The following is a 12009-nucleotide window of genomic DNA, read 5'->3' as shown; positions in this document are numbered from 1 at the left end:
CGCAGCGTAGCGGAGCGGCCCGCCGGTCAGGCCCGGGCGGGGCGCGGGCGCAGCGCCCGGCGCAGCACCTCCTCGACGCGCGCCGCCTGGCGGGCCAGCGAGTGCTCCTCGGCGGCGGCGCGGCAGGCGGCCTCGGCCGGCGGCTCGTCGAGCAGCTCCCCGATCGCCCGGGCGATCGCCCCGGGATCGCGGGGGTCGACCACGCGGCCCGCGGCCGGGTCGGGCACGACCTCGCGCGTGCCGCCGACCGCGGTCGCCACGACGGGCCGTCCGCCGGCGAGCGCCTCCAGGGCCACGATCCCGAGCGGCTCCACCAGGCTGACCAGCGCGAGCACGTCGCACGCGGCGACCCAGTCGGCCACCCGCTCGTGCGGCAGGGCGCCGGGCCGCAGCACGGCGCCGGCCACCCCCAGCCGCCGGGCCCCCGCGTCGACCGCGCCCGCCAGCGGGCCGTCCCCGACGAACGCCAGGCGGGCGTCCGGCCGGGCGGCCCGCACGCGGGCGAACGCCTGCAGCAGGCCGAGCGGGTTCTTGCGCTCGGTCAGGCCGCCCACCGCCAGCACGAGCGGCCCCTCCGCGCCGATCCCCAGCCGCGACCGCGCCGCGGCGCGGTCGCCGGGCCGGAAGCGCTCCGTGTCGACGCCCATGTCGATCACGCTGAGCGGGGGCAGCGCCAGGCCGGTCGCCCGCAGCGCGTCGGCGAGGTGGCCGCTGACCGCGATCAGCTCGCGCGCGCCGCGCAGCACGGGGGCAGTCGCCCGGCGCACCGTGGCCCGGTCGAGGTTGCGCACGTCCTGGCCGTGCGCGGTGAGCACGTACGGCACCCGCCCCACCCGCGCGGCGATCGCCGCCGCCGCGCCGGTCGGGAACAGGAAGTGGGCGTAGACGACGTCCACCCCGCCCGCGCGCCGGGCGGCGCGCGCCGCCAGCGCGGCGTACTTGGCGGGCGTGCGGGCCGGGCCGCCGCGGCGCCGGTCGATCGCCACCGGCGTGACGGCGGCGCCCCGTGCCTCCAGGGCGGCGCACATGTCGCGCACGAACGAGCCGTAGTCGGGATCGTCCGGGCCGGGCCACATGTTCGACAGGCACAGCACCCGCAGGCCGTGCGTCATGGCACCGGGATCCTCGCGGTGGGCGTGACCGGCTCGCCGGCCTCGGGGGCCGCGGGCGGCCGGGCGCGCGCGAGCGCCACGGCGGCGCCGGCGGCCACCCAGACGAACGGGTCCTCGAAGAGGGCGGCGTAGAGCAGGCTGTGCACCAGGATGCCGGCCAGGATGGCGGCGAGCGTCCACCGCGCCCAGCCGTCGTCGCCCTCGTCGCGCGACCCCCGGGCGGTCGCCCGGCCGGCCGCGACCAGCAGGCCCAGGAAGAGCGCGAAGCCCACGACGCCGCCCTCGCTCAGCACGGTGACCGGCGTGTTGTGTGAGATCACGACGCGCACGCGCCGCTGCTCCACGGGGGTGAGCGTCTCCTCGAAGCGGGTCTCGAAGCCCCCCAGCCCGGCGCCGGCCACCGGCTCGTCGCGCCAGATCGACAGGCCGCCGCCGATCAGGTCGAAGCGGCCCTCGCTGACGCGCTCCAGCCGGTCCAGGTCGGTGGCCGCGTGGCGGACGTTGCCGCTCAGCGCGATCGCCCCGGCGCCGCCCACGAGCAGCACGGCCAGGCCCGCGCCGAGCGCGCGCCGCGCGCCCACGGCGCGCACGCCGAGCAGCACGATGGCCAGCATCAGCATGAGCGTGCTCGAGCGCGAGAACGTCACCGACAGCCCGGCGGTCATCACCAGGATCGCCCCCACCAGGGCCGCCACCTCGCCGCGCCCCCGCCGCACCCAGGCGAGCGCCAGGCACACGACGATGCCGATCGCCAGGTAGCGGCCGAGGATGTTGGGGTCGTAGAAGATCCCGTTGACCCGGAAGAAGCGGCTGTAGACGTTCGCCTGCTGCAGCGTCGGGTTCCACCAGATGTCCTGTGCGGCGTACTGCCACAGCGCCACGAGCGCCGCGACCGTGCCGCCGGCGATCGTCGTCACGGCGAGCGCCGCGATCGCCCGGGCCCGGTCCCACCAGGCGACCACCAGCGCGTAGAGCACCACGAAGGGGATGTAGAAGAAGCCGGCCTTGACCGCGGCCTCCTCCGGGTCGGCGCTCCAGAGCGTCGAGACCAGCAGGTAGGCGACGAACGCGCCCAGCGCGATCGCCAGCACCGGGTCGCCCTCGCGGGCCGGGGTCGCGATGCGCCCGCGGGCGCGCCCCCACACCCAGGCGACGACGCCGATGCCGATGACGGCGTAGAGCGGCACCAGCAGGTTGGCCTCGAGGCTGCCCACCGACACGGGCACGCGGATCGGCAGCGCGATCGCCAGCAGCACGAACCAGGCCGTCGGGCGCGCGAGCACGACGCGCACCGCGACCACGACCAGGACGACCGCCGCCAGCAGCCCGGCCGCCGCGGCACCCGCGCCGGCCGGCGAGGCGAGGCGGCCGCCGATGTCGTCCCAGTCGTCCTCGGGGACGAGGGTGCACAGGATCATCGCCCAGGCGGCGATCAGCACCGCGAGCGACGCGGCGCGCTGGCGCTCGAGGCGCAGCGCGTGCACGGGGGCGAGGACGCCCAGCACGCCGAGCGCCGCCGCGACGGCCGCGATCTCGCGGACCGTCCCGCTCACGGCGCGCCGCCGAGGTCGATGAGCGCCGACGAGCGGCCGTCGTGGGTCGTCGCCACCAGCCAGAGGGCGTCCGGGTTGACGCCGCGCGGCACGCGCACCGCCACCCGGCCCGCGGGGCCGCTCGCCCCCGGGCCCACCTGCTCGCCGAGCACCTCGCCGCCGGTGCGGCCCGGCACCCCGACCCGCCGGCGCAGCACGAGCGCCACGCGCGTCGACGGCGCGACCGGGTCGCCGGCCGTCGTGCGCAGCGACACGCGGATCGGCTGGGCGGGCCGCGGGCGCGCGGGCGTCGCGGTGCCAGCGGTGAAGCCCACCCAGCAGGTGCGCTCGCGCACGGTGCGGTTGCGCGCGGCGTCGGAGAGGATCGCGCGGATGCGGTAGAGGCCCGGCGCCACGCGGCCGCCGCCGTCTCGCTCGCCGTTCCAGGCCCACGTCGTGGCGCGCCCCGGGCGGACGGGCCGTGCGCCCAGGCGGCGCAGGGGCTCGGCGGCGCCCGCCCCCTGCGCCTCGAGCACGACCGAGGCGGCGTCGCGCGAGGCGAAGGTCACGCGGCACTCGCCCCGTCCCTCGCCGCCGAGCGTCGCCGACGTCACGGTCATCGCCGCGGGCTCGGGGGCGACCGTGTCGAGCACGAGCTTGCGGCTGGTGTTGAACTGCTTGTCGCCCGCCCGCGCGCGCAGCTTGATCGCGTAGGTGCCGTCGGGCGCCCGGCGGCCGGCCTGGTCGAGGCCGTCCCAGACGGTGGTGAAGAAGCCGCGCCCCTGGGGCGAGGCGTCCAGCAAGGTGATGACCGGCTCGCCCTCGCGCTGGATCTCCACGGTGACGTCGCTCCGCTCGCTCAGGCGGACGCCGATCGTCGCGTCGTCGCGCCGCCCGTCGCCGTTGGGGCTGAACAGCTGCGTCGCCTGGAAACGCGTGACGATGGGCGGCGGCGTGGGGAACGCGAACGGCAGCAGGAACACGCCGAGGGCCACGACGAACAGCCCCAGCATGAGCGCCGCCACGCCCCCGCGCCGCGCCCGATCGCGGCCCGCCGGCTCCGGCTCGCCCGTCAGAGCGCCCGGAACCCCAGGCAGATGTAGAAGCCGAACCGGCCGATCGGCGTGCGCGAGGCGGCCAGCTCGGCCCTGCGCGGCGCGCCGAAGCGGTAGAGGCGCCCGATCTGGGAGCCGATGCGCCCGCCGGGCCGGAAGAAGATCCCGCGGCGCGACACCGGCACCAGGCCGGCCGACGCCGCGTGGCCCTCCAGGTCGGTCCAGGTCTGCCAGTTGTCGACCGGCGCCAGGTTGAGGCGGATGCCGGGCACGCCGTGCTCGGCCAGCCAGCGCCGGGCGCCCGGCAGGCTGCGCCGGTTGGGCGTCGAGATCACCAGCAGGCCGCCGGGCGCGAGCTGGGCGCGCAGCGCGGCGAGGCAGGCGCGGGGGTCCTCGAGGTGCTCGAGCACGTCCGTCAGCGCGATGAGGTCGTACGGGCCCTCGGGCGGCTCGTAGGCGCTGCCGACGACGGCCGTCAGCCGGTCGGCGGCGCCGATCTCGGCCAGGCGCCGGCGCGCGTGCTCCACCGACTCGGGCGAGAGGTCGATGCCGGTGCCCGAGAAGCCGCGCTCGGCCAGGCGCTCGAGCAGGAAGCCCGTGCCGCAGCCCACGTCGAGCACGCGGCCGCCGTGGGCGGCGTGGCGGTCGATCGTCTCGAGCACGAGCGACATGCGGCTCTGCAGGTGCCAGTTGCGGCTCTCGACCTCCACGAGCCGCGGCGCGAGGCGGTCGTAGTAGGCGCGCACCTGGTCGAGGCGCCCGCCGCCGGTCACGGCGCCCACCCCGGCGGGGGCGGGTTGGCGGCGGCCTGCGCCGCGAAGCGGTCGTACGAGGGCTTGCGCGAGCCGTCGCCGCGCAGCAGCCCGCCGGTCCAGCGGGGGTTGTCCTGGAAGTTGAACCAGGTCACGACGCCCACCCGCGGCCGGCGCGCGGCGGCCTGCACGGTCTCGTCGACCCACGCGGCCTGCTGCGCCTCGCTCACGAAGTAGCGGTGAAAGCGGTTGTACGACGTGTGGTACCCCGTCTCCGTGACGTGGATCGGTGCGCCCCGGCGAAGCCTATCCACCTGCCGGGCCACCCGCGGCACGGTGCTCCAGGAGGGGACGAAGAAGGCCTGCAGCGGCCCGCCGATCGGGTAGAGGTGCATGCTCCACGCGTCGATCGCGGGGCCCTCGTCGGCCACGAGGCGGGCGAAGTCGAGGCTCCCCACCGCCGCCCGGCCGTCCTTCGGGCAGGCGCGCGGGGTGCGGCCGGCGGGCCCGGCGACGCCGCCGACGATCTCCACCCGCGCGTTGACGCGGCGCACCTCGCGGTACGCCGCCGCGAGCAGGGCCGCGTAGCGGCGCGGCGACTCCAGCACGATGCGCCCGCGGCGCTGCCGGCACTGCGGCGTCCAGAAGCCGGGCAGGTTGGGCTCGTTCCAGATCTCGAGGCTGCGGATGGCCGGCAGCGTGCCGCCCGCCGGGTCGGGGTGGCCGCCCCCGTAGCGGCGGGCGATCGCGGCGGCGAAGCGGGCGCCGTCGGCCGGCCGGGGCGCCGCCGTGCGCTCGCCGCCGCGCGACGCCCAGGCGGGGGTCAGGTAGAAGTCGAGCATCGTCGCGATGCCCCGCGCCCGCAGGCCGCGCAGGATCGCGTCGTAGCGGCTCCAGTCGTAGGCCGGGTCGTCGGGGTCGCGGGCGTCGCGCGGGCGGGTCGGCGCCACCTCGCGCCACAGCACGTCCACCCGGGTCACCCGCACGCCGGTGGCCGCCAGCGCGTCGAGCCGCGCCTCCAGCGCCGCCCCGCGCACGTTGACGAGCTCATCGTCCTGCAGCGACATGATGGGCGCCGCGGCGGCCCCCCCGGCGAGGCCGGCGAGCGCGGCCAGCGCCCCGAGCAGGGCGAGGGCCCGTCTCACCGCACTCGTCCCAGCCGCAGCACGGCGACCCGCCCGCCGCGGCGCAGCCCCCGCTCCATCCACGCCACGCGCCGCCCGTCGACCGCCACGCCGTCGATCGCCCGCCGCCCGCGCGCCACCCGGCGCAGGGCGCCGGAGCCGCGCCGGGCGAGCACGTCGCGGCCGTCGGCGACGGCGACCGACCCGCCGCCCGCGGCGAGCGCCCGCGGCGCCCGCGGGCCCGACCAGACGCGCGTCGCCCGCGTCGCCGCGCCGGCCAGCCGCACGACCGCCGCGCCCCGGCCGGCGCGCACGGCCACGGCGACCACGTCGCCGGCCGCCTCCACCCGCAGCGCCGGGCCGGGCAGCGCCACCGCGGCGGGCGGCCCGTCGCCGCGGCGCACCTGCAGGGTCGCCGGCGCCGCGGGGTCGACCCACGCGTGCAGGCGCGCGGTCAACGCCACCAGCCCGGCCCGCGTGGGGCCGGCGGTGGCCACGGTCGCGGGCGACGCGGGCTCGGCCGGCGGGCTCTCCACGACGGTCTGCGAGCCGTCCGCCGCCAGCCGCACCCAGCGCACCGCCGCGCCGGTCCACGCCACCGCGGCCGGCGGCTGCGCCCCGGGCCGCCCGTCGCTCTCGAGCACGGCCTCGGCGTCGCCCTCGCCGCAGCACCAGACGACCGGGGTCGCGAAGCGCCGCGAGCCCGGCGCCAGCACGAAGTCGCCCCCGCCCGCCGGCGCGAGCGCGCCGGCGCTCATCGCGCCGATGCTGGTGCGCACCGAGACCGGCGCCTCGGCGGTGCCGGCGAAGCGGCGGGAGGCGCGGTCGAGGCGCGCGCGGAACGCCTCGGCCCGGTAGTAGTCGAAGCGCGCCGCCCCGGCGGGGGCGCCCGGCGTGCGGCGCGGGTCCACCCGCACGACCGCGGCCTCGCTCCACACCAGCCGGTCGCCGCTGAAGGCCATGGCGCGCGGCCCCCAGCCGTCCGTCGTGATCGTGCGCGAGGCGCCGAGGCCGGCCGGGGCCGCGACCAGGCCCGCCGCCGCCGCGGCGAGCGCCGCGACGGCACCCGCGCGGCGCCTCACGCGCTCGTGGCCGCGCGGACGGCGACCACCGCGTCGGCGAGCAGCGCCTCGCTCGTCGCGGCCATCGACGGGTCCGCGAGCGGCGTCATGTTGGTGAGCTGCACGTGGCGCGCGCCGCGGTCGACGAACGCGGCGATCGCGCCGGCGACGTCGTCGGGGGTGCCGTGGATCACCGTGTCGCGGAGCACCTCCACCGGCACCGCCCCCGCCAGGCGCAGCGCCTCCTCGCGCCCCAGCCGGGTGGGCAGGAACGAGGTGAGCCCGAAGGCGCCCTCACCGAGCGGGTGCTCGGCGCCGTGGCGGGCGAACGCCTCGGCCGGCCGGGTGAGGGCGATGAAGCGCAGCAGCAGCGAGCGGTCGATCGCGGCGACGGCCTGCGTGCGCGACTCGGCCACCACGATGCGGGCGTAGAGCCCGGCCGTGACGGCGTCCCCCGGCCGTCCGGCCGCCGCGGCCGCCGCTCGCACCGCGGCGAGCATGCCGGCGTACTCGTCCGGGTCGGTCGCGAGCGGCAGCCAGCCGTCGGCGTGCCGTCCGGCCAGCGCGAGCCCGCGCGGGCGGTGCGCCGCCAGCCAGACCGGCGGCGGGCGGTCGCCGACGGGCCGGAGGCCGAGGGCGGCGCCGTCGAGCGTGAAGTGGTCGCCGCGGAAGTCGACCGGGTCCGGGCTCGCCCACAGCAGCCGCATCACCTCGAGCGCCTCCTCCAGCCGCCCCAGCGGGCGGCGGTTGGCGACGCCGATCGGCGCGAGGTTGAGCGCCTCCCCGGCGCCCACGCCGAGCAGGAAGCGCCCCCCGGTGAGGTGGTCGAGGGTCAGGGCGGTCTGCGCCAGCGCGACCGGGTGGCGGCGCACGACGTCGGTCACGCCGATGCCCAGCCGCACCCGCTCGGTGGCGCCCGCCGCGGCGGCGACGACCGCGAAGGGGTCGAACCAGACGTGGGGGCTCGCCTGCCCCGCGGCGGCCTGCGGCACGAGGTCGGGCGCCCAGATCGAGGTCGGGAACCAGTGCAGCAGGTGGTCGGCCCACCAGACGGCGTCGAAGCCCTGGCGCTCGCGGCGGGCGGCCGCCTCGAGGGCCGCGGAGGCGGGCGGGCGCACCGCGCCCATCGCCGACAGCTCGAGGCGCGCGGGCTCCGACATCGCGGGCAACCTACCTGGCCCCGCCCCCCGCGGCCAACGCCCGCGGTGGCCGCCCCCCGCGTTCGTCCGCGGCGGGGCCGGGGTAGTCCCCGGGGGACACCGACCCCGGAGGGGACGACATGGGTGACGAGCGCACGGGCGCGGAGCGCGCCGAGGAGGCCCTCGACGGCGCGCGCCGCGAGGCGGCCGGCAAGGGCATCGAGGACCAGGGCGCCGAGGGCGGCCTCACGGAGGCGACCCACGGCGCCGGCGAGCGCAACCCCGAGCGCCGCGAGGGCGACGAGGGGCGTCCCGCCTAGGGCGCGCCCCGCACGGGGTGGTCGCCGCCGCGCAGCTGCGCGGCGGCGTGGGCGGCGACCTGCGCCACGGTCCCCCAGCCGTCGCGGGCGCCGCCGGGCGAGCCCGGCAGGTTGACGATCAGCGTGCGCCGGCGCACGCCGGCCTCGCCGCGCGACAGCATCGCGTTCGGCGTGGCGGCCAGCGAGCGGGCGCGCAGCGTCTCCGCGATGCCCGGGACCATGCGGTCGCAGACCGCGCGGGTGGCCTCGGGGGCCCGGTCGCGCGGCCCGATGCCGGTGCCGCCGGTGGTGAGCAGCAGATCGGGCGCGTCCGGCGCGTCGCAGATCGCCTGCAGCAGCGTCGCCAGCCCGTGCTCGTCGTCCGGCACCACCTCCCGGCGCACCACCTCCGCGCCCCCCGCCTGCGCGGCCGCCGCCAGCGCCGGGCCCGAGGCGTCCTCGCGCTCGCCCCGGGCCGACCGGTCGGACACGGTCACCACGGCCACGCGCAGGCTCACGGCGCCGGGTCGCCCGTGGTCTTCTCCACCAGGCGGACCCGCTCGATGACCACGGCCGGGTCGACGCCCTTCACGAGGTCGTAGACGTTCAGCGCGGCGACGCTCGCCGCGGTGAGCGCCTCCATCTCCACGCCGGTGCGGGCGGTCGTCTCGACCTCGGCCCGGATGCGCACCTCGCCCGCGGCCGGGTCGACGGCCACGTCGACCGCGGCGCGATCGATCGGCAGGGGGTGGCACAGCGCGACGAGCTCGGGCGTGCGCTTGGCGGCCATGATCCCGGCCACGCGGGCCACCGCCGCGGCGTCGCCCTTCGGCAGCCCGCCCTCGGACATCAGCCGCGCGCTGGCGGGGGCCATCCGCACGAGCGCCTCGGCCACGGCGCGCCGCGCCACCGGCGGCTTGTGGCCCACGCCCACCATGCGCGCCGCGCCGCGGGCGTCGAGGTGGGTGAGGCCGCCCTCGCCGCTCATGCCCGGGCCCGGGTCCCGCGGCGGCGGTCGGCGGCGCGCTTGCGGGCGATGTCGGCCTGCTGGGCGGCCAGCCACTTGCCGACGTCGTTCTCGCGCACGATCCGCTTGATCTCCTGGTTGCGGAACGATCGCTCGTCGGCCGCCATCACGAGGGCCTCGTGGATGGCCTCGGCCTGGGCCTCGATGTCGAACGGGTTGATGGTCAGCGCGAAGTGCCCGAGCTCCTCGTGGGCCCCGGCGTTCTCGGACAGGATCATCACCCCGTCGCGCTCGTTGACGAGCGGCGCCTCCTTGGCGATCAGGTTCATGCCGTCGAAGATCGGGTTCACGAGCAGCACGTCGTAGTGCTTGTACGCGGCCACGGCGCGGTGGATGTTGGCCTCCACGCGCAGGTCGATCGGCATCCAGTCGGTGGTGCCGTGCTTCGTGTTGATGCGGCTCACCACGTCGCGGATGCGGCCGAGGTACTCGACGTACTCGTCCACGTCCTGGCGGGTGGGCTGCAGCTGGGCGAGGAACGTGATGTCCTCGTGGAACTCGGGGTGGCGGTCGAGGAAGACGTCGAACGCCTTGAAGCCGCGCAGCGTGTTCTTCGAGAGGTCGGTGCGGTCGACGCGCACGATCAGGTGCTGGCGGCGGCGGCGCAGGATCGCGCCCTCCTCGGCGGCGACCTCGGGGCTGCGGGCGAGCTCCTCGAACATCGGCGCGTTGACCGAGATCGGGTAGGAGCGCACGAGCACCTCGCGCCCCTCCCAGCGCACCGTGCGGCGGGCGTAGTCGACGCGCAGGTCGAGCAGCTCCTCGCAGCACAGCAGGAAGTTGCGCGAGTAGGCGCGGGTGTGGAAGGCGACGATGTCGTTGGCCAGCAGCCCGCGCAGGATGCCCTCGCGGATGTGCGGCGGCAGGATGCGCCAGTAGTCCGGCTGGCTCCACGGGATGTGCACGAAGTGGTGCAGGAAGGCCCCGGGGTGCGCCGCGCGGATCGCCTCGGGCGCCGTGTAGAGGTGGTAATCGTGGAGCATCACGATGCGGTCCGGGTCCTCGTCGAGCTCGTCGATGACCGCGTCGGCGAACGCCTTGTTGGCCGCCAGGTAGCCGTGCTCCCAGGCGTCGAGCTCCTCGTGCCGCACGTCGGGCGCGTTGCTCAGGTCCCACAGGTAGTGCTGGATGAACCAGAGCATCGGGTTGGCGATGACGTTGTAGTAGCGGTGGTACGTCTCGCCGTCGATCACCACGAAGCGCCCGCGGGTGTCCGTGCCGAGGCCCGGCAGCTCGAATGAGCGGCCGCCGGCGCGCCGGGCCACCTCCTCGTCGGCGTCCGAGACCGCCGCGGAGATCCACAGGGCGGGCGTGTGGCCCACCAGCCCGAGCAGCGCGGTGACGAGGCCGCCGCCGCTGCGCTCGCGGCCCAGGCGGCCGGTGTCGTCGTGGCTGAACCCCACCGGCCCCCGGTTGGAGACCAGGATCAGCCGTGGCTCGCGCTCGCGCACGCTCATCGGCCGCGCCCGCGCGGCGACGCGTCGTGGGGTGTGCCCTCGCTCCTCACCGCGCACCTCCGTGGCGCCGGGTCGTCCCGGTCGGACAGGATGTAGATGCCCCGGTCCCCCCCGGGCGAGTCAACGGCCGGCCTCCGCCCGCCGGACAGGAGGACGTGCCACACTCTACCGCCAGCCGCCGGGCCCACGGTGGCCGCACACCGTGCTGAACGCCCGCCTCTATCGCACCTGCTGGCTGGTCGCGGGCGTGGCCCTGGTGGTCGCGCTGCTGACCCTGGAGGCCCCGGACCCGGGGCCCGAGCCCGCGCTCCCGTCCACGATCGACGGCCAGGGCACCCTCGAGCTGGCGAGCCAGCTCTCCGGCGTGGCCCCCGAGCGGCCGCCCGGCTCCCCGCCGGACCTCGCCGCTGCGGCGTGGGTGCGCCAGCAGCTGTCCCAGATCCCGGGGGCGCAGCGCCGCGTGCAGGAGCAGGAGCTCGAGGCGCGGGCGGACGGCGGCCCGGTGCGGCTGCGCAACGTGTACCTGGTGGTGCCGGGGACGGGCGGCGACGTGTCCGGGGGCGGCGTGCTGGTGGTGGCCCCTCGCGACACCCCGGCCGGCGTCGACGCGGGCGCGAGCGCCACCGCGGTGCTGCTGCGGCTGGCCCGCGCGTCGGCCACCACCCGCCACCAGCGCCCCCACCTGTTCGTCTCGACCGACGGCTCGACGCTGGGCAACGCCGGCATGCGCTGGTTCCTGGAGCGGTTCTCGTCGTTCCCGATCGCGGCGGCGATCGTGCTGGACGCGCCCGGCGAGGCGCAGGGCGACCGGGTGCACGTCTGGTACGCGGGGCGCGCCGACCGCCACGCCCTGGGCCTGGCCACCATGGCCGAGCGCTCCGTCGAGCGGGTCGGCGGCCGCCCGGCGGTCCCGCGTGGCCTGGGCGGCCAGCTGCTGCGCCTCGCGGTGCCGCAGACCTTCGGCGAGCAGGGGGCCCTCGTCGCGGCGGGCGTCCCCGCGGTGACCCTCTCGGGCCGCCCCGAGTCGCCGCTGCGCGGCCTGCCGGGCGGCGACGCGGAGCGCATGGAGCTGGTCGCCAACGCGGCCAACGACCTGCTGGGCGTGGTCGACGTCGCCGAGGTCGTCCCGGCCCCGGACGGCTCCCTGGCCTTCGCCGGGCGGGTGCTGCGGCCGACGCTCGCGCGCCTCACCCTGCTGCTCGCGATGCTGCCGGTGCTCGTGCTGACGGTCGACGCGGTCGCCCGCCGGCGCCGGGCGCGGGCCTCGCTCCGCGAGGGCGCGGGCGCCGTGGCGCGCCGGGCGGCGCCCGCGCTGGCCGCGCTCGCGGCCGCCCACCTGCTGGTGCTCGCCGGTCTGCTGCCCGGGGCGTCGGCCGGGGCGCCGCCGATCCCCGCCGACGCGCGCTTCGGCCCGGCGGCCGCGCTCGGGGTCGTGCTCGCCCTCGCCGCCG

At 78.1% G+C, this 12009-nt stretch carries 12 protein-coding genes; 1 reads left to right on the top strand and 11 read right to left on the bottom strand.

Features of this window, described 5'->3' with window-relative positions:
* Nucleotides 1–26: 26 nt before the first annotated feature.
* From ITJ85_RS16885 to ITJ85_RS16855, 7 genes are read right to left on the bottom strand one after another with little or no spacing between them, the layout of a single operon-like run.
* Complete coding sequence (locus ITJ85_RS16885) at nt 27–1112, bottom strand: glycosyltransferase (protein ID WP_217914275.1); 1086 nt, start codon at nt 1110–1112, stop codon at nt 27–29.
* A complete protein-coding gene (locus ITJ85_RS16880) occupies nt 1109–2665 on the bottom strand; it encodes an O-antigen ligase family protein (RefSeq protein ID WP_217914274.1) in 1557 nt (518 codons plus the stop codon). Before ITJ85_RS16880 ends, ITJ85_RS16885 begins: the two co-directional genes overlap by 4 nt.
* Nucleotides 2662–3669, bottom strand: coding sequence for a FlgD immunoglobulin-like domain containing protein (locus tag ITJ85_RS16875; protein ID WP_217914273.1), 1008 nt, complete (start codon nt 3667–3669; stop codon nt 2662–2664). Before ITJ85_RS16875 ends, ITJ85_RS16880 begins: the two co-directional genes overlap by 4 nt.
* Nucleotides 3670–3716: 47 nt before the next feature.
* The gene (locus ITJ85_RS16870; protein ID WP_217914272.1) at nt 3717–4472 is read right to left on the bottom strand and encodes a class I SAM-dependent methyltransferase; all 756 of its coding nucleotides are present in this window, start codon (nt 4470–4472) and stop codon (nt 3717–3719) included.
* Nucleotides 4469–5596 carry a hypothetical protein gene (locus ITJ85_RS16865; protein ID WP_217914271.1) on the bottom strand — a complete coding sequence of 376 codons (1128 nt, stop codon included), beginning with the start codon at nt 5594–5596 and terminating at the stop codon, nt 4469–4471. The genes ITJ85_RS16870 and ITJ85_RS16865 overlap by 4 nt, the downstream gene beginning before the upstream one ends.
* A complete protein-coding gene (locus ITJ85_RS16860) occupies nt 5593–6657 on the bottom strand; it encodes a hypothetical protein (protein ID WP_217914270.1) in 1065 nt (354 codons plus the stop codon). Before ITJ85_RS16860 ends, ITJ85_RS16865 begins: the two co-directional genes overlap by 4 nt.
* Complete coding sequence (locus ITJ85_RS16855) at nt 6654–7796, bottom strand: LLM class flavin-dependent oxidoreductase (protein WP_217914269.1); 1143 nt, start codon at nt 7794–7796, stop codon at nt 6654–6656. The genes ITJ85_RS16860 and ITJ85_RS16855 overlap by 4 nt, the downstream gene beginning before the upstream one ends.
* Before the next feature lie 119 nt (nt 7797–7915).
* Between ITJ85_RS16855 and ITJ85_RS16850 the strand changes: the two genes are divergently transcribed.
* Complete coding sequence (locus tag ITJ85_RS16850) at nt 7916–8095, top strand: hypothetical protein (protein ID WP_217914268.1); 180 nt, start codon at nt 7916–7918, stop codon at nt 8093–8095.
* Here the strand turns inward: ITJ85_RS16850 and ITJ85_RS16845 are convergent.
* The 4 genes from ITJ85_RS16845 to ITJ85_RS16830 all read right to left on the bottom strand — a co-directional run bounded on the left by ITJ85_RS16845 (nt 8092) and on the right by ITJ85_RS16830 (nt 11284).
* Nucleotides 8092–8592, bottom strand: a complete 501-nt coding sequence (locus ITJ85_RS16845; RefSeq protein WP_217914267.1) for a MogA/MoaB family molybdenum cofactor biosynthesis protein — start codon at nt 8590–8592, stop codon at nt 8092–8094. The two genes, ITJ85_RS16850 and ITJ85_RS16845, sit on opposite strands and share 4 nt — an antisense overlap.
* Nucleotides 8589–9062: a cyclic pyranopterin monophosphate synthase MoaC gene (gene moaC / locus ITJ85_RS16840; RefSeq protein ID WP_217914266.1), complete on the bottom strand. Its 474-nt coding sequence runs from the start codon at nt 9060–9062 to the stop codon at nt 8589–8591. Before moaC ends, ITJ85_RS16845 begins: the two co-directional genes overlap by 4 nt.
* Complete coding sequence (locus ITJ85_RS16835) at nt 9059–10558, bottom strand: alpha,alpha-trehalose-phosphate synthase (UDP-forming) (protein ID WP_217914265.1); 1500 nt, start codon at nt 10556–10558, stop codon at nt 9059–9061. The genes moaC and ITJ85_RS16835 overlap by 4 nt, the downstream gene beginning before the upstream one ends.
* 219 nt (nt 10559–10777) lie before the next feature.
* A complete protein-coding gene (locus ITJ85_RS16830) occupies nt 10778–11284 on the bottom strand; it encodes a hypothetical protein (RefSeq protein WP_217914264.1) in 507 nt (168 codons plus the stop codon).
* Nucleotides 11285–12009 lie beyond the last annotated feature (725 nt).

It is taken from the genome of Miltoncostaea marina, from assembly GCF_018141525.1.
GTDB classification, from domain to species: Bacteria; Actinomycetota; Thermoleophilia; order Miltoncostaeales; family Miltoncostaeaceae; genus Miltoncostaea; species Miltoncostaea marina.
This window is presented reverse-complemented; position numbering and strand designations above follow the sequence as displayed.